The sequence below is a fragment of the Lentzea sp. NPDC054927 genome, assembly GCF_053610285.1.
This window is the reverse complement of the sequence record NZ_JBSGXZ010000009.1, coordinates 154,127-170,161: the sequence shown is the minus strand read 5'-3', so window position 1 is coordinate 170,161 and position 16,035 is coordinate 154,127. Positions and strand designations below refer to the sequence as shown.

The following is a 16,035-nucleotide window of genomic DNA, read 5'->3' as shown; positions in this document are numbered from 1 at the left end:
AGGCGCGTCGCCACGCGCAGGAAACAGTCATGATGGCCGATACTGCTCGAATGCGGGTGCTGCTGGTCGAAGACGACGACGGCGTCGCGGACGCCCTGGTGGAGGCACTGCGGGCGAACGGGCACCGGCCTTCCCGCGTGCGCCGGGGAGCCGACGCGTTGATCGCCCACCGCGACGCGGACGTGGTGCTGCTCGACCTCGGCCTGCCCGACCAGGACGGCCTGGAGGTGCTGCGCAAGCTCCGCAAGATCGACCCGGTGCCAGTGCTCGTGCTGACCGCCCGTGGCGACGAACGGACCGTCGTGCGCGGGTTGCGGCTGGGTGCGGACGACTACCTGGTCAAGCCGGTGCGACTGGCCGAACTGCTCGCGCGCATCGACGCGGTGGCTCGCCGGAGTGCGGCGCGGTCGCAGGAACCGGACGACGTCGTGCGGGTGTCCGATGTGGAGATCGACCTGCAGAGCCGTCAGGTCGTGGTCGGCGGGCGGGAGATCTCGTTGACCACCAAGGAGTTCGACGTGCTGGCGGTGCTCGCGCGCAGGCCGGGCACGGCGGTGAGCAGGCAGCAGCTGATGGACGAGGTGTGGGGCAACGCTTTCGTGGCCGTGTCACGGACGCTCGACGTGCATCTCACGCAGTTGCGCGCCAAGCTCGACCGGCCGGGGCTGCTGCACACGATCCGCGGTTTCGGCTACCGGCTCGGTGAATAGATGCGGCAACGGCTTCTGTTGGTGCTGCTGCTCTTCTCGCTCTCGGCCGTGACCGCGTTCGCCTTCCCGCTGCTGATGAGCACCGCTTCCGAGCGCACCCAGCAGTTCGTGATCAGCCGCACCGCCGACATGGACCGCTTCGCCACCCTGCCCGCCGACGTCGTGGTGTCGGAGGCGTTGCGGCACAACGAGGTCTACGGCGAGGAGGTCGTGGTCGTCAACGCGGCCGGCGAGCCCGTCGTCGAGGCCGGCATGAAGATCGCCGAGGTCTCCGCACAGATCGACGCCGCGCTGCGCAACCAGCCCGCCGCGCCCGTGCCGACCGTGATGCCCTGGAACGGCGGCGACGTCCTGTTCGCCCGTCCCGTCGGCACCGGCACCAAGGTGGCGGGCGCCGTCGTCATGCGAGCCTCCACGCGGGTCGCCGCTCTGGACGTGGCACGGCGATGGGCGATCGTGCTGGCCGGAGCCCTGCTGGCGGCCTGCGCGTGTGTCCTGCTCGCCCTGGTGGTCGCCCGCTGGCTGCTGCGCCCCCTTAAGGAACTCGACCGGGGCGTCCGTGCGGTCGCAGAGGGCCAACGGCGCACGCACGTGGCCGACACCGCGGGGCCGGCCGAGCTGCGGGCGTTGTCCGAGTCGTTCAACCGCATGTCCGACGCCGTCGCCGAGGCCGCCGACCAGCAACGACGACTGATCGCCGACGCCTCGCACCAGCTCCGCAACCCGATGGCGGCGCTGCGGCTCCGGGTGGACATGCTGCCTTCCAACGGTTCCCTGCTCACCGAGGTCGAACGCCTGGAGTCGTTGCTGGACGGGCTGCTGGCTCTGGCCTCCGCCGAGAGCACCGCCACCGAACGCGCGGCAGGCGGCGTGGAACCCGAGCTCGCCGATCTGCAGGTCGTGGCGCACGACCGGGTCGACGCGTGGCGGGCAGCCGCGAGCTCGGCCGGCGTGACGATCACCGTGGACGACCGGGCGCCGGGCCTGGTGCGGTGCGCGGTGTCGGACCTGGCCCAAGTGCTGGACGTGTTGCTGGACAACGCCATCAAGTACGGCGGCTCCGAGATCACGGTGATCTGCGACCGGGCGACGCTGACCGTGCGGGACAACGGCCCCGGGTTGTCCAAAAAGGACATCACCCGCGCCACCGAACGGTTCTGGCGCGGCGACGACTCCCAACGCGGCACCGGCCTGGGGCTGGCGATCGCGGACCGGATCGTCACCGCGCACGACGGCTCCTTGTCGCTGCGCAGCGACGACACTGTTGGCGGCCTGGTCGTCACGGTGGAACTCCCGAAGGAACCGCTGCTATGAGGCGCCGGACCTTCTTGCTGAGCGCCCTCGCCCTCACCGCGTGCGGGACGAGCGAGCCCAGCGGCACCATCAAGATCGCCGGCGGCGAACCCGGCGGCTTCTACAACGACTTCGCCGCTCTGCTCTCCCGCCTCTCCCCCAGCCCGCTGACCATCACCCCGATCCAGACCGGCGGCAGCGCCGACAACCTCAAGCACCTCCGCGAAGGCACCGCCGACATCGGCCTGACCCTGAGCGACAGCGCCCACATGGAGTCCGGTCTCGTGGCGCTGGGCCGCGTCTACGAGAACTATTTACAACTCGTCGTGCTGGCCTCCTCGCCCTACCGCTCCGCCGCCGACCTGATCGGCAAACCAGTGTCGCTCGGCGCCGCCGGATCCGGTGCCTCGCTCCAGGGCGAACGCCTCGCGCTGGGCGTGCAGGAAGAGCACTACCCGTTGCGCAACGCCGTCGACGCCCTGAAAGCAGGGGAGATCGCCGCCCTGCTGTGGTCCGGCGGCGTCCCCACCCCCGAACTCGACAAGGCCAGCGGCATCAGGCTGCTGCCGCTGGACACCTTCCTGCCACGACTGCGTCAGGACTACGGCAAGGTCTACGAACGCGTCGACGTCCGCATGGGCGTGTACGGCTCGCCGGTCGACATCCCGACGATCGGCACGCCGAACCTGCTGGTGTGCCGGCCGGACCTGAGCGTCGAGTACGCAAGCGCCGTGGTGCGGCTGCTGGTCGCCAAGGCCGCGGAACTGGTGCCGGAACAGGCGCTCGGCACCCAGTACCTCGACGTGCGCAGTCTCATCGACACGGGCAAAGTGCCGCTGCACCCTGGGGCGGCGGCGGAATACCGGAGGCTGCACGGATGATCATCACGATGGCGTCGATCTCGCTCGACGGGTTCATGGAAGGGCCCGGCCACGACATCAGCTGGCACGTCGTCGACGACGAGCTGCACGAGCACTTCAACACCGGGCTCGCGCGGATGGCCCGGTTCATCGACGGCCGCCGCAACCACGAGACGATGCTCGAAGCGTGGCCGCACACCGACGAGCACCCCGAGTGGCCGCAGCCGATGCACGACTTCGGCCGGATCTGGCGGGAGATGCCCAAGATCGTCTACTCGCGCACGCTCGAAACCACCGAGTGGAACACCACCGTCAAGCGCGAGATCGATCCGGGCGAAATCCGGAACCTGCTCGGCGACAGCATGGTCGGCGGCGCGCAGCTGGTGGGCTCGTTCTTCGAGCACGACCTGATCGACGAGGTCCGGCTCTACCTGAACCCGATCGCGATCGGCCAGGGCACGCCGTTCTTCAAAAAGCCGATCGCCCTGGCGCTCAAGAGCACCAGGGCGTTCGAAGCGGGAGTCGTGGAGCTGATCTACGGCAGGCGCTAAGGAAGTCTCTGACCGAGCACCAAAGCCGCCGCGGCGGCGAACATCGCTGTCATCGTGCCGAGCAACAGCCACGGCTTCGACGCGTCCGCCTGCTTCTTCTCGTAGCCGATCTGCTCGCCGAGCGTGTCGTAGACCCGGCGCAGCTCCTCGGCGGAGGCGGCCTTGAAGAACTCGCCGCCGGAGATCTTCGCGATCTCCTTCATCGCGTCGTCGTCGACCGGCACGGACTGCTGCCGGCCCTCGATGTCGACCACGCCGTCCTCGGTGCCGAACGAGATCGTGGAGATCGGGATCCCGGCCTTCTTGGAGTCCTCGGCCACGTCGAACGCCTTCCGGGTGCCGACTGTCTCCTTGCCGTCCGTCATCAGCACGATGCGGGCGGGCGGCGGTCCCTCGGCGCCACCGACGACCTTGCCGAACGAGTCGATCGACGCGATCGCGGCCGCCAGCGCGTCACCGGTCGCGGTCGACTGGGCGAGCTTGAGCCCGTCGATCGACTGCGTGACGGCGGCGCGGTCGGTCGTCGGCGCGACCAGCACGGTGGCCGAGCCGGCGAACGAGATCAGGCCGAGGTTGATGCCCGGTGTGAGGCCCTCGGCGAACGACTTGGCGGCCACCTGCGCGGCCTCCAGCCGTGACGGCTTCACGTCCGTTGCCTTCATCGACAGCGACACGTCGACCACGAGCATCACGGTCGCCCTGTTGCGCGGCACCCGCTGCTCGGACGTCGGGCCGGCCAGCGCGACGGTCAGCAACGCCAGGGCGGCCAGCAGGAACGCCGCCGGGACGTGCCGCGACCAGCGTTCCCGCTTGGGCGCGACCTTCTCCAGCAGCTCCAGGTTCGTGAACCGCAGCACCCTCTTGCGCCGCATCCGTTGCGCCACCACGTAACCGGCGGTGAGCAGCGCGACGGCGACCAGCAGCAGGAACCACCACGGGGCGACGAAGTTCGAGAAGCTCACGCGACACCCCCAGACCAGCGACGCTTGCGCGCCACCACGAAACGAACCGTGTCCGCGATCCAGTCCGAGTCGGTCCGCAGCACCAGGTGCCCGGCACCCGCGCGCCGCAGCCCCGACGCCACCTCGGCCCGGTGTTCCGCGGCCGCCGCATTGAACTCCTTGCGCAGCAACGCGGACGCGGTCACCTCGCGCTGCCGCCCGCTCTCCGGGTCGGACAGCACGACGGTGCCGACCTCGGGCAGGTCGACGTCACGCGGGTCGACGACCTCGATGGCCACGAGCTCGTGCCGTGCGGACAAAGCACGCAACGGCCGCTGCCACTCCATGCCGCCGAGGAAGTCCGAGACCACCACGATCAGCCCACGGCGGCGCGGCGGGCGGCGCAGCTGCTCCAGCAGTGCGGCCAGGTCACCTCGCGTGCCCTCGGACGCGCGCGGGATCTCGGCGATCTTGCGGATCATCCCGCGGGCGTGGGCGAGCCCGCCGCGAGCCGGGATCCGCAGGTTGTCCGCGCCCGTCGACACGGCCGCGCCGATGCGGTTGCCGCCGCCGCGCGTCAGGTGCGCGACCGCTGCCGTGGCGGCGATGACCAGGTCGCGCTTCTCGCAGGCCGCGGTGCCGAAGTCGAGCGACGGCGACAGGTCGATCGCCATCCACGTCTCCAGCTCGCGGTCGGCGACCGTCTCCCGGATGTGCGGCACGGTGGTGCGGGCGGTGACCGCCCAGTCCATCCGCCGCACGTCGTCGCCGGGCTGGTAGGCCCGCGCCTCACCCGGCTCGGAACCCGGCCCCGGCACCAGGCCGAGGTGGTTGCCCTGCAGCAGGCCGTCGAGGCGCCGCCGCACGTCGAGCTCGAGCATGCGCAGCGCGGCCTCCATGCGGACGCCGGACAGCACGGGCGGCGCCCACGAGGGGCGCTCGTCGGTGGCCTTCGCGGACGCGTCTTTCGGGCTCACTGCCTACCAGCCGGAACCGGCTGCTGCGGACGGGCCGACACCTGCGGCAACGGCACGATCTGCAGCACACGGGTGATGATGTGGTCGATCGGCACGCCGTCGGCCAGCGCGTCGTACGAGAGCACCAGGCGGTGTCGCAGCACGTCCGGAACGACGTCCACGACGTCCTGCGGCAGCACGTAGTCACGGCCACGCACGAGCGCGAGGCCACGCGCGGCGGCGATGATGCCCAGCGACGCACGCGGCGAGGCACCGTAGGCGACCCAGCCGGCGACGTCCGTCAGGCCGTGCTCGCCCGGCGCACGGGTCGCGATCACCAGGCGCACCACGTAGTCGACCAGTGCGTGGTGGACGAAGACGCGCGACGCCACGCCCTGCAGGCGCACCAGTTCCTCGGGCGAGAGGACCTGGCTCGGCACCGGCGCCTCGACGCCCATGCGGTAGACGATCTCGCGCTCTTCCTCGGCGGTCGGGTACTCGACCTGGATCTTGAACAGGAACCTGTCGCGCTGCGCCTCCGGCAGCGGGTACACGCCCTCGTTCTCGATCGGGTTCTGCGTCGCCAGCACCAGGAACGGGTTCGGCATCGGGAACGTCTTGCCACCGATGGACACGTGCCGTTCGGCCATGACCTCGAGCATCGCCGACTGCACCTTGGCGGGCGCGCGGTTGATCTCGTCGGCGAGCACGAAGTTCGCGACGACCGGGCCGAGCTCGGTGTCGAACGCCTCGCTGGACTGGCGGTAGATGCGGGTGCCGAGGATGTCGGCGGGCACCAGGTCGGGCGTGAACTGCACGCGCGAGAACGAGCCGCCCACGACACGGGCGAACGTCTCGACGGCGAGCGTCTTCGCGACACCCGGCACACCTTCGAGCAGCAGATGGCCCTTGGCCAGCAGACCCACGAGCATCCGCTCGACGAGCCGGTCCTGGCCGACGATCACCCGCTTCACCTCGAACACGGTGCGTTCGAGCAGCTGGGCGTCACGAGCCGGGGTGACGGGCGCCGATGCGTTCGGCGTTGCCTCGGCGGCGGGCTCGGTCACGTGCGGGCCTCCATGCAAAACAGGGTTTTACCGATAGTGGAACAGTCTTGCTCGTCGCCTGTTCAACCGCTGTGAAGGGTGTCCAGGTCGGCGGGGGTGTCGACGTCGCGCGCCTCACCGGGCAAAGCGGACACTTCTACCGGGTCGAGCCGCTGGAGAGTCTTGCGCAGCGGCAGGTCGCGTGGATCTTCGGGGAGGGCTTCGCGCAGGTCGGCCGCGTTCCAGACGCCGATCAGCCACTGCGTGCGGTCGTCCTTGAGCACGGCGTTGGCGCCCGCTGCCCTGAGCCTCGCGATGGTGTCCCTGGTGAGGCCGGGTTGATCGACGGCCAGGACCGCCACCCAGTCCTCGGTGATCTTCGCCAGACCCGCGGCCAGTCCGGCGAGCGGGCCGCCGCCGGGTGGGTCCTCGCGGGCCCAGGTGACGCCGGGAAGGTCTTTCTCCGGCCCCACGACGACGATCTCGGCCGCGTCGTCCACAACGGACAGCACGTGGTCGAGCAGGGTCGCTTCCCGGTAGGACAGTGCGGCCTTGTCGACGCCACCGAGCCGCTCGCCCCTGCCGCCGGTGAGGATGATCGCCGCGTACGTCACTCGCGCCCCCTGATGTGCGCCGCGATGCCCTCGAGGAACAGGTGCAGGCCGAAGGCGAACTCCGTCTCGACCTCATCGGCGTCGTACGGGCCGTCGTAGTCGAACACACCGGACTCGACGAGCTCGGCCAGCGCGGGCATCCGGCGCGGGTCGACGAGCTCGCGCAGCGCCTCGCCGTACCGGCTGCCGAACGCCGCCGGGTCGTCCTCGAACCCTTGCTCCAGCGTGCCGCTCACCCTCGCCTCGCCGTGCACGAAGGTGACCAGGCCCATCACGATGCCCACCTTCTCCCCCGCTTCGAGCGGGGCGCCCCGGAGTGCGCCGAGCGCGCTGTCGAACCACGCGAGGCTCCTCGCTCCCGTCGGCGGCCCGGTGATCGGGATCTGCAGGAACCACGGGCGCTTGCGGATCGCCACCAACAGCGCTTTCGCCCAGAACGCCAGCCTTTCGCGCCAGTCGCCGTCCGGGAGCGCGGGCGGGTCCTCCACGGCGGCGTCGCCCATCAGCGCGAGCAGTTCGTCCTTGCTCTTCACGTGCCGGTAGAGGGCCATCGTGGCGTTGCCCAGCTCTTGCGCGACGCGTGCCATCGACACGGCGGCGAGGCCCTCGGCGTCCGCGACCGCGATGGCGGCCCGCGTGATGTCGGCGGCGTCGATGGACGGCTTGCGCCCTCTTTTCACACCCTCTAGTCAAACAGATGCGTATGCCATACGCTCATTCAGGTATTGCGTATGAGGTACGCATAAAAGAGGGGGTTCGATGATCATCGAGACAGACGGGCTCACGAAGAGATACGGCTCGCAGACCGTGCTCAGGGGCCTGGACCTGAAGGTGGCGGAGGGGTCGGTGCTGGCCCTGCTGGGGCCGAACGGGGCGGGCAAGACGACCGCGATCCGCATTCTGAGCACGCTGACCAGGCCTGATGGCGGTTCCGCGCGGGTGTGCGGGTTCGACGTGGTGAGCGCCGCGTCCTCGGTTCGCGGGGCGATCAGCCTGACCGGGCAGTACGCGGCCGTGGACGAGGAGCAGACGGGCCGCGAGAACCTGGTCATGATCGCGCGGCTGCGCCGGTTCGCCCGTGGTTCCGCTCGCGCCAGGGCCGTTGAGCTGCTGGAACGGTTCGACCTGGTCGACGCGGCGGATCGGCGGGTGCGCACCTACTCCGGCGGCATGCGGCGGCGGCTGGACCTGGCGATGAGCCTGGTCGCGCAGCCGCGGCTGCTGTTCCTGGACGAGCCGACGACCGGTCTCGACCCGGTGAGCCGCACGACGATGTGGAACGCGATCGGCGACCTGGTGCGCGACGGCGTGACGATCTTCCTCACCACCCAGTACCTGGAGGAGGCCGACCGCCTCGCCGACCGGATCGTGGTGCTGCACAACGGGGACGTCGTCGCGGACGGCACCGCGGACGCGTTGAAGAACTCGGTCGGCGGCACCCGGCTGGACCTCTACTTCGGTTCTGCCGAGGACGCATCGCGCGCTCAGGCCGTGGTCGGCGGCGTGGTCGACGAGTCGATGTTGAGCGTGCCGTCCGACGGCAGCGCGACCCATCTGCACCAGGCGCTGGACGACCTGCTGGCGGCACGGGTGAGCGTGCTGCGGGTGTCCACGCACCGGCCGACCCTGGACGACGTCTTCACCTCGTTGACGGCGGTGGCCGCATGACCGCGTCGCTGACCATGGCCGGCCGCAGCATCCGGCTGAGCCGCCGCAACCTCGACCTCGTGATCATGGCCATCATGCTGCCGGTGCTGATGATGGCGCTGTTCGTGTACGTCTTCGGTGGCGCGATGAGGCACATCGAGTCCTATGTGGACTACGTGGTGCCCGGCATCCTGGTGCTGTGCACCGGTTATGGCGCCAGCTCCACGTCCATGGCCGTCGCCGACGACATGAAGAAGGGCGTGATCGACCGCTTCCGCTCGATGCCGATCGGCAGCTTCGCCGTGCTGACCGGCCACGTCACCGCGTCCATCGCCCGCAACACCGTGGCCACGTTCGCCGTCGTGCTGGTCGCTCTGCTGATGGGTTTCCGGCCGTCCGCCTCACTCGGCTCGTGGGTCCTCGCGATGGGACTGCTGCTGCTCTACGTGCTCGCGCTGTCGTGGCTCGCGGCGGGCTTCGGCGTGATCGCGCGGACCGTGGAGTCCGCGAGCCTGCTGGGCTTCTTCATGCTGTTCATTCCGTACCTGAGCAGCGCTTTCGTGCCCGTCGACACGATGCCCGCGGTGCTGCGGGTGGTCAGCGAGCACCAGCCGATCACGCCGGTCATCGAGACCGTGCGGGCGTTGCTGAACGGTCAGCCCGCCACCTCCGGCTGGCTCGCGCTGGCCTGGTCCGGCGGGTTGCTGGTGGTGGCTTTCGGCTGGGCGACCTGGTTGTTCAGCCGGATCAACCGCCGTTGAGGTGCAGCGCGTCGAGGCGGGTGAGCTCCTCGGGGGTGAGCCTGAGTTCGCCCGACTTGACGTTCTGCTCCAGGTGTTCCGGGTCGCCGGTGCCGGGGATGACCAGCACGTGCGGACCTCTCGCGAGCGTCCACGCCAGCCTCACCTGCGCGGGTGAGGCGTCGTGGGCGTGCGCGATCTCGGTGACCTCGTCGTCCTCCTGCTGGCCACCGGCCTCCTTCGCCGCCCCGGTGAGCGCGAAGAACGGCACGTACGCGACGCCGCGTTCACCGCACACGCCCACGAACTCGTCCTGCTCCGGGTGATGCCCGAGCCCGTACGAGTTCTGCACGCACACGACCTCCGCGATCCGTTGCGCCTGGTCGAGGTGGTGCGGCCGGACGTTCGACAGCCCGAGATGCCGGATCAGCCCGTCCTGCCGCAGCCGCGCGAGCTGCTCGAAGTGGCCGGTGACGTCGTCCAGCCCGCTGACCCGCAGGTTCACCACGTCGAGGTGGTCGCGGCCGAGCTGCCGCAGGTTCTCCTCGACCTGCCCCCGCAGCTGGGCCGGCGTCGCGAGCGGCAGCCACTCCCCCTGCGGCGTGCGGCTCGGCCCGACCTTGGTGACGATCACCAGGCCCTCCGGGTACGGCGAGAGCGCGCTGTTGATCAGCTCGTTGGCGGACCTCGTGGCGGAGAAGTAGAAGGCGGCGGTGTCGATGTGGTTGACGCCGAGCTCGACCGCCCTCCTGAGCACCCCGATGGCCTGCGCACGGTCCCGCGGTGTCGCCCTGGGGTCCAGCGCGGCTCCCAGCTGCGGCAGCCGCATCGCGCCGAAGCCGATCCGGTTCACGGTCAGGTCACCCAGTCGCCACGTCATTCCCGCCACTGTGCCAGCCTGGGCGGCGTGGATCTGTTCACCGTCGACGAAGCCAAGGCCGAACTCACCCGGCTGCTGCCGGTGCTGCACGAGATCGTCCGCCTGCGCGCCGACGCGGCCGAACTCGCCGCCGGTTCCTCGTCGCTGGGTGGCCTGCCGGAGTTCAAGGCCGCGCAGGCCCGGCTCGACGAGCTGATGGATTCCGTCCAGCAGACCGGCGCCGAGCTGAAGGGCTTCGCGCCGCTGCTGGTCGACTTCCCGTCGTCGATGGACGGGGTGCCGGTGCTGCTGTGCTGGCTGGAGGGCGATCGCGAACTCGGCTGGTACCACCGGGCCGATCTGGGGTTCGCGGGCCGCCGTCCGCTCTAACCCGGCGCGAGCAAGCCCGCGACCCCGAGCACGCCGATCAGCCCCACGATGAGCCCCAACGCCATCAAGTAGTGCTTCGCGGTGGTGCGGCCCGGCATGCGCTGCAGGATGATCCCCGCCGCCAGTGTCAACACGCCCGCGATCGGCGTCAGTGCTCGCCAAGCCGTGTCCCACGTGAACGGCAGGTAGTCGTCGGCGCCGTAGAGCGACAGGATCAGGGCGGGCAGACCGAGCCCGGCGGCCGCAGCGGCGGCGAGCATGTTGAACCGTTGCTGCGCCTCACCTTCCTGCGCGACCGCGAACGTGGAGACGCTGCTCAGCAACGACTGCAGCCGGGTGACCTCGTCGCCGAGCTCGACGTCCATGGCCTCGCAGTGCCGGGTGATCGCTGGGAGCTTGACCTCGCGGAGCGTGTCACGGGCCTGGTCGCGGGCGCGGCTGAACGCGATCGACAGCTCGAGGAGCTGGGCCATCACCATCCGCAGCGCCGTGTTCTTGCGCTGGGCCAACAGGTCCGCGACCTGACGTTCCATCTCGTAGCGCAGCCCCCGCAGCTCCGCGACCGCGTTGCGCGAGCCCTCGGCGACGGCCTTCGAAATGAGGTCGGGCCTCGTGCTGCCCTCGGGGATCAGGTGGGCGGGGTGCTTCAGCAGCTCGGACACGTCGTCTCCCGGCCACGGCTCACGGTGCCAGCCGCCGTCCTCCCGCCACGCCGCCCGGACCACCACGTCGATCCGGGCGCCGTCCGTCCGTGCATGTCCCACGAGGAGCCTGCGCACCTCGCCTTTCGTGACCCGCACGAACGGCACGGCGTACCCGTCCAGGTCGTCCCCTCCCACGGACACCGGCACCAGGGCGCCGAGCTCCGGGTCCGCGGGATCACCCGCCAGCACGCGTAAGTCCACGTCTCGATCTTCGCACGGTGACCGGATCCGTCCGCTCTTCGTCCTGAGCGTGCCTGTTCCACCGCGTCGCTCACGGCGAGGCTGGTGGTCATGAAGCGAGCATTGATCGTCATCGACGTGCAGGAGTCGTTCCGCCAGCGCCCCAACTGGGCGGAGACGTCCAACCCGGACGTCGTCGGCAAGGTGAACCAGCTGGTCGACATGTCGCGTGACGCCGGCGACCTCGTGGTGTGGGTGCTGCACTCCGAGCCCGGCACCGGCGACGTGTTCGACCCCGCGCTCGGGCACGTGCGGCTGATCGACGGCCTCAAGCCGCTCGACGACGAGCAGATCCTGACCAAGACGTCGCACAACGCGTTCACCACGACGAACCTCCAGCAGACGCTGACCCAGCACGGCGTGCGCGAGCTGCTGATCAGCGGCATCCGGACCGAGCAGTGCTGCGAGACGACCACACGCGTCGGCTCGGACCTCGGGTTCGACATGACGTTCGTGACGGACGCGACCGCCACCACCCCGCTGCCGCACTGGCGGACCGGCAAGGTCCTCGGCGTTGAGGAGATCATCGAGCGCACCGAGTACGTGCTGGCGGGCCGGTTCGCGCGGATCTCGGATGTCGCTACGCTGACCGGATCGTGACCAGAGTCGTCTTCCTGCTCGTCCCTGGAGTGCACCTGCTCGACCTCGCGGGGCCGGCGCAGGTGTTCTCCAGCGCGGCCGACCTCTTGGCCGGCTACGAACTGTCCTACGTGGGCGACTCGGACTCCGTGCTCAGCCATCAGGGCGTGCCGCTGGGCACGTCCCCGTCGTTGCCCTCTCTAGACGTGCACGACCTCGTGTTCGTACCCGGCTGGCGTTCGCCGAAAATCGTCGGAACCGGACCGCTGAGCACACGGGCGTTGGAGTGGCTGCGCACGCACCACACCAACGGCGGCACGGTAGCGAGTGTGTGTGCTGGTGCAGAGATATTGGGGCGTGCCGGCCTGCTCGACGGCCGCCGTTGCACCACACACCACGAGCTGCAGGACGAACTAGCACGGCGCTACCCAGCCGCACGGGTCGTGCGCGATGTCCTGTTCGTGGAAGACAACCGCGTCGTGACGTCCGCCGGCATCGCAAGCGGCATCGACCTGGCACTGCACCTGGTAGCCGTGCGCCACGGCCCGTTGGTCGCCGCCGCCATCGCACGCACGATGGTCGTCTACGCGCGCAGGAACGGCGACGACCAACAAGCCAGTGTGCTGCTGCGACACCGCTCGCACGTCAACGAAACCGTGCACCGCATCCAGGACGTCATCGAGTCACGCCTGACGGACCGCCTGTCGCTGGCCGAACTCGCGGTGGCCGCCGGGTGCAGCGAACGAACCGTGACACGCCTGTTCGGCCGCGCCACGGGCATGACGCCGTTGAAGTACCAACAAGCGCTACGAGTCGAACGCGCCGAACACCTCATCGGCCAAGGCGCCACCGTTGAGACGGCCGCCCGCAACGTCGGCTTCGAAGACGCCAGAATGCTGCGCCGCCTGCGTTCCCGCTGAGCCGCACGCGTGCGGCCGTCCACACCCGACTTCAGTGCCCTTGCACAGCGCAAACCGAGGCATAAGCTGGCCCGCGTGACGACTTTGGCGAACCGCCCCAACACCGCGTTGCTCGTGATCGACGTGCAGAACGGCGTGGTCAATCACGCCCACAACCGCGACGAAGTCGTTGCCAACGTGGCGACTCTCGTCGACAAGGCCCGCGCGGCCGGCGTCGACGTCGTGTGGGTGCAGCACAGCAACCCCGAGCACATGCCGAAGGAGTCCGACGGCTGGCAGTTCGTGCCCGAGCTCAAGCTCGCGGACGGCGAACCGGTGGTGCACAAGACCTACGCCGACTCGTTCGAGGCGACCGACCTCGAGGAAGTGCTGGCGGGCAAGGGCATCGGCAGCCTCGTGGTGTCCGGCGCGCAGACCGACGAGTGCATTCGCTCGACGCTGCACGGCGCGATCGTGCGCGGCTACGACGCCAAGCTGGTGAGCGACGCGCACACCACCGAGGACCTGTCCGAGTGGGGCGCGCCCACCCCGGACAAGGTCATCGCGCACACCAACCTCTACTGGGAGAACCACACCGCGCCGGGCCGTTCGGCGGGTGTGGTGAAGACCGAGGACGCGTTCAAGCCCGAGTGAGCAGGTGCCTCGGCTGCGGCGGCGAACTGCTCGCCGCCGCACGTGCGGGCGCACTCCTCCGCGTCACCCCGCCAGACGGTTGATCTCGTCGCTGCGCAACAACCTCGGCGCGTGCGCACCCTTGGCCAGCGCCACCATCGCGCGGCCGAGGTGCTCGGTGGTCGTGACGAACTTCGGCGCCACCTTCTTCAGCACCGGGAAGAGCCACGCGGACCACGAGTAGAGGTACCGGTAGATCCGGGTCCGCGACGTGATGCCGTGCCGCGGCTGGATGAACCCCGGCCGCACCACGAACACCGGCCGGTCCAACGCCAGCAACTCGTTCTCCGTGCGCCCCTTCACCCGCGCCCACATGGTTTTGCCCTCGGCGTTGGCACCCTCGCCCGACACGTACACATACGTGCCACCAACAACACGCGCCGCCTCAAGCGCGTAGTCGTGCGTCACGGGCGTGTACTCGGCCTCGCTCAAACCCGCCGACGTCACACCCATGCAGTAGAAGCACGCGTCAGCGTCGGCCAGCTCGCCCGCGATCGCGGACAGATCACCGAAGTCCGCGTGCAGGACGTGCCGCAACTTGGGGTCGCTGACGGACAGCGGCGAGCGCCCCACCGTCACGACCGATGTCACAGCGGGATCGAGCAGGCTCTCCCGCAGCGCACCCTGACCGACCATTCCGGACGCACCGAATATCACTACCTTCACCCCGCCAACCTAGTCGCGGGCGCTGAGGGCCGCCGTCACCCGCTCGACCTCCCCCGTCGCGAGCAGGTCGAGCAACGCACCGCGCAACAACGCGAGGTCCCGCGTGCGCTGAGCAAGCCCCACCGATGTCTCGCGCACGGCCGCAGGCTGTGAGGCTTTGAGCACCTCCAGCCAGTCCTCCACCGTCGCGCGCGCGAACCCCGCCCACGGCCCGTCAGGCTCCACGAGAGAGCGCGCGTACGCCTCCAGCCACAACGTCAGCAACGGCCGATGCGTCGGCGCGGCCAGCCACTCCCACAACCGTGCGACCATCCCCGGCCCGGCCCCGATGTCGGCGAGCAGCTCCAGTTCGTCCGCACGAGCTCGCGCCAGCAACGCCCGGACCAGCCCGTCCTTGCTGCCGAACAGATAGAGCAACACGCGCGTGCTGGACCCGATCGCCGCCGCCAGCGGCCGCAACGACACGTCGGCCAGCCCGTGCGTGAGCACGTACCGGTAGGCGGCTTCCAGCAGTTCGGTCTCCCGCGCGGACGGCATGGCGCTATTGTCGCATTACTGAAACAGTCGTGTCAGTGGAGGCAACCATGCGGATCCGCCCCCTCGACCAGCCCGGTGACCTGGGCTGGGTCGTGCAGGCCCACGGCGAGCTCTACGCCGCCGAACACGGCTGGGACACGAGTTTCGAGGCCACCGTCGCCAAGATCGTCGGCGACTACGCGGCCGACCACGACACCAGAGAAGCGGCCTGGATCGCCGAACTCGACGGCCAACGCGTCGGATGCGTGTTCTGTGTGAAGGAAACCGACACCACAGCGAAGCTCCGCGTGCTGCTCGTGCACCCCAACGCCCGTGGCCACGGCGCGGGCAACAAGCTCGTCAGCACCTGCATCGACTTCGCGCGTGAGGTGGGCTACGAGCGCATGGTGTTGTGGACGGTCGACGGCCTCACGTCCGCCAGGAAGATCTACGAGGCGCACGGGTTCGAACTCGTCGAGGAGACTCCCCAGCACAGCTTCGGCCACGACGTCGTCGGCCAGCTCTGGGCACGCAGCCTCTGACCTGCGGATTTCAACATCATCACACAGTCGTGCAATCGCCCGCTGGCAGCTTTCTCCCTCGTACCACCACCCAACAGAGGGGAACAAAGGCATGAGGATGACAGCTCCTGCGATCGTCGGCGTGTTCGCCGCCGCACTCGCCGCCGCCTTGGGCATGGGCACCGCGCAGGCCGCGCCTGCCCAGTACCAGCTCGAGCTCCGGACCTGCAACGTCGAGGACGCGGGCACCGACGCCAGGGTCGAGGTGCGCCTGAACGGCAGCATCTCCTCCACCTGGATCAACCTCGACAACCCCGGCGACGACCGGGAGCGCGGCCGGACCGACGTCTACAACTTCACGTTGTCGGGCCTCGGGCCGATCACCTCGCTGGACCTCGCGTTCGACAACAAGGGCGACAGCCCGCACTGGTGCCTGGACGAGGCCGTCCTGCGCGGCCCGGACGGCGTGACCGTCCACCCGTACCGCAACTGGCTCCGCAGCCGCACCACGCAGGCGAGCCCGCTGCGACTCGGCGCAGCCTGAGCACCGTCCCGGTGGTCCGCGTCAAGCGGGCCACCGGGCTCTCGGCGTGATGACATGCTGGACGCC

General features: G+C 69.7%; 21 protein-coding genes. 12 read left to right on the top strand and 9 right to left on the bottom strand.

Going from position 1 to position 16,035, the window contains the following annotated elements:
* Positions 1 to 50 precede the first annotated feature (50 nt).
* From ACWGE0_RS16990 to ACWGE0_RS16975, 4 genes are read left to right on the top strand one after another with little or no spacing between them, the layout of a single operon-like run.
* Positions 51 to 710, top strand: a complete 660-nt coding sequence (locus ACWGE0_RS16990) for a response regulator transcription factor (protein WP_319966548.1) — start codon at positions 51 to 53, stop codon at positions 708 to 710.
* On the top strand, positions 711 to 2,024 hold the full coding sequence (locus tag ACWGE0_RS16985; protein WP_452261815.1) for an ATP-binding protein: 1,314 nt from the start codon (positions 711 to 713) through the stop codon (positions 2,022 to 2,024).
* On the top strand, positions 2,021 to 2,884 hold the full coding sequence (locus ACWGE0_RS16980) for a TAXI family TRAP transporter solute-binding subunit (RefSeq protein WP_452261814.1): 864 nt from the start codon (positions 2,021 to 2,023) through the stop codon (positions 2,882 to 2,884). Before ACWGE0_RS16985 ends, ACWGE0_RS16980 begins: the two co-directional genes overlap by 4 nt.
* Complete coding sequence (locus tag ACWGE0_RS16975; protein WP_452261813.1) at positions 2,881 to 3,414, top strand: dihydrofolate reductase family protein; 534 nt, start codon at positions 2,881 to 2,883, stop codon at positions 3,412 to 3,414. Before ACWGE0_RS16980 ends, ACWGE0_RS16975 begins: the two co-directional genes overlap by 4 nt.
* Here the strand turns inward: ACWGE0_RS16975 and ACWGE0_RS16970 are convergent.
* The 5 genes from ACWGE0_RS16970 to ACWGE0_RS16950 form a co-directional block, all read right to left on the bottom strand.
* Positions 3,411 to 4,376 carry a VWA domain-containing protein gene (locus ACWGE0_RS16970; RefSeq protein ID WP_452261812.1) on the bottom strand — a complete coding sequence of 322 codons (966 nt, stop codon included), beginning with the start codon at positions 4,374 to 4,376 and terminating at the stop codon, positions 3,411 to 3,413. The genes ACWGE0_RS16975 and ACWGE0_RS16970 overlap by 4 nt on opposite strands.
* Entirely contained in the window at positions 4,373 to 5,254 is an 882-nt protein-coding gene (locus ACWGE0_RS16965) for a DUF58 domain-containing protein (protein ID WP_452261891.1), read from the bottom strand. The genes ACWGE0_RS16970 and ACWGE0_RS16965 overlap by 4 nt, the downstream gene beginning before the upstream one ends.
* Positions 5,255 to 5,328: 74 nt before the next feature.
* Complete coding sequence (locus ACWGE0_RS16960; protein ID WP_452261811.1) at positions 5,329 to 6,378, bottom strand: AAA family ATPase; 1,050 nt, start codon at positions 6,376 to 6,378, stop codon at positions 5,329 to 5,331.
* Between the two features lie 62 nt (positions 6,379 to 6,440).
* Positions 6,441 to 6,971, bottom strand: coding sequence for a molybdenum cofactor guanylyltransferase (gene mobA / locus ACWGE0_RS16955; RefSeq protein WP_452261810.1), 531 nt, complete (start codon positions 6,969 to 6,971; stop codon positions 6,441 to 6,443).
* Positions 6,968 to 7,651: a TetR/AcrR family transcriptional regulator gene (locus ACWGE0_RS16950; protein ID WP_452261809.1), complete on the bottom strand. Its 684-nt coding sequence runs from the start codon at positions 7,649 to 7,651 to the stop codon at positions 6,968 to 6,970. The genes mobA and ACWGE0_RS16950 overlap by 4 nt, the downstream gene beginning before the upstream one ends.
* A 79-nt stretch (positions 7,652 to 7,730) precedes the next feature.
* Between ACWGE0_RS16950 and ACWGE0_RS16945 the strand changes: the two genes are divergently transcribed.
* Positions 7,731 to 8,639 carry an ATP-binding cassette domain-containing protein gene (locus ACWGE0_RS16945; RefSeq protein WP_452261808.1) on the top strand — a complete coding sequence of 303 codons (909 nt, stop codon included), beginning with the start codon at positions 7,731 to 7,733 and terminating at the stop codon, positions 8,637 to 8,639.
* Positions 8,636 to 9,379: an ABC transporter permease gene (locus ACWGE0_RS16940; RefSeq protein ID WP_452261807.1), complete on the top strand. Its 744-nt coding sequence runs from the start codon at positions 8,636 to 8,638 to the stop codon at positions 9,377 to 9,379. The genes ACWGE0_RS16945 and ACWGE0_RS16940 overlap by 4 nt, the downstream gene beginning before the upstream one ends.
* On the opposite strand, the gene ACWGE0_RS16935 is transcribed toward ACWGE0_RS16940, so the two are convergent.
* Positions 9,366 to 10,238 carry an aldo/keto reductase gene (locus ACWGE0_RS16935; protein WP_452261806.1) on the bottom strand — a complete coding sequence of 291 codons (873 nt, stop codon included), beginning with the start codon at positions 10,236 to 10,238 and terminating at the stop codon, positions 9,366 to 9,368. The two genes, ACWGE0_RS16940 and ACWGE0_RS16935, sit on opposite strands and share 14 nt — an antisense overlap.
* 27 nt (positions 10,239 to 10,265) lie before the next feature.
* Between ACWGE0_RS16935 and ACWGE0_RS16930 the strand changes: the two genes are divergently transcribed.
* A complete protein-coding gene (locus ACWGE0_RS16930; RefSeq protein ID WP_452261805.1) occupies positions 10,266 to 10,607 on the top strand; it encodes a DUF2203 domain-containing protein in 342 nt (113 codons plus the stop codon).
* Here ACWGE0_RS16930 and ACWGE0_RS16925 read toward each other — a convergent pair.
* A complete protein-coding gene (locus ACWGE0_RS16925; protein WP_452261804.1) occupies positions 10,604 to 11,512 on the bottom strand; it encodes a hypothetical protein in 909 nt (302 codons plus the stop codon). The two genes, ACWGE0_RS16930 and ACWGE0_RS16925, sit on opposite strands and share 4 nt — an antisense overlap.
* Before the next feature lie 90 nt (positions 11,513 to 11,602).
* On the opposite strand from ACWGE0_RS16925, the gene ACWGE0_RS16920 reads away from it, so the two are divergent.
* The 3 genes from ACWGE0_RS16920 to ACWGE0_RS16910 all read left to right on the top strand — a co-directional run bounded on the left by ACWGE0_RS16920 (position 11,603) and on the right by ACWGE0_RS16910 (position 13,683).
* Entirely contained in the window at positions 11,603 to 12,151 is a 549-nt protein-coding gene (locus ACWGE0_RS16920) for a cysteine hydrolase family protein (protein WP_452261803.1), read from the top strand.
* The gene (locus ACWGE0_RS16915) at positions 12,148 to 13,050 is read left to right on the top strand and encodes a GlxA family transcriptional regulator (RefSeq protein ID WP_452261802.1); all 903 of its coding nucleotides are present in this window, start codon (positions 12,148 to 12,150) and stop codon (positions 13,048 to 13,050) included. The genes ACWGE0_RS16920 and ACWGE0_RS16915 overlap by 4 nt, the downstream gene beginning before the upstream one ends.
* 75 nt (positions 13,051 to 13,125) lie before the next feature.
* The gene (locus tag ACWGE0_RS16910; protein ID WP_452261801.1) at positions 13,126 to 13,683 is read left to right on the top strand and encodes a cysteine hydrolase family protein; all 558 of its coding nucleotides are present in this window, start codon (positions 13,126 to 13,128) and stop codon (positions 13,681 to 13,683) included.
* A 63-nt stretch (positions 13,684 to 13,746) separates the two neighbouring features.
* Here ACWGE0_RS16910 and ACWGE0_RS16905 read toward each other — a convergent pair whose 3' ends face one another.
* Both ACWGE0_RS16905 and ACWGE0_RS16900 read right to left on the bottom strand, forming a co-directional pair.
* Positions 13,747 to 14,388: an epimerase gene (locus ACWGE0_RS16905; protein ID WP_452261800.1), complete on the bottom strand. Its 642-nt coding sequence runs from the start codon at positions 14,386 to 14,388 to the stop codon at positions 13,747 to 13,749.
* Positions 14,389 to 14,397: 9 nt separating this feature from the next.
* Positions 14,398 to 14,925 carry a TetR/AcrR family transcriptional regulator gene (locus ACWGE0_RS16900; protein WP_452261799.1) on the bottom strand — a complete coding sequence of 176 codons (528 nt, stop codon included), beginning with the start codon at positions 14,923 to 14,925 and terminating at the stop codon, positions 14,398 to 14,400.
* A 47-nt stretch (positions 14,926 to 14,972) separates the two neighbouring features.
* Between ACWGE0_RS16900 and ACWGE0_RS16895 the strand changes: the two genes are divergently transcribed.
* Together ACWGE0_RS16895 and ACWGE0_RS16890 are read left to right on the top strand one after the other, a co-directional pair.
* On the top strand, positions 14,973 to 15,446 hold the full coding sequence (locus ACWGE0_RS16895) for a GNAT family N-acetyltransferase (protein ID WP_452261798.1): 474 nt from the start codon (positions 14,973 to 14,975) through the stop codon (positions 15,444 to 15,446).
* A 91-nt stretch (positions 15,447 to 15,537) separates the two neighbouring features.
* Positions 15,538 to 15,969 carry a PLAT/LH2 domain-containing protein gene (locus ACWGE0_RS16890; protein ID WP_452261797.1) on the top strand — a complete coding sequence of 144 codons (432 nt, stop codon included), beginning with the start codon at positions 15,538 to 15,540 and terminating at the stop codon, positions 15,967 to 15,969.
* The last annotated feature ends 66 nt before the right edge of the window (positions 15,970 to 16,035 follow it).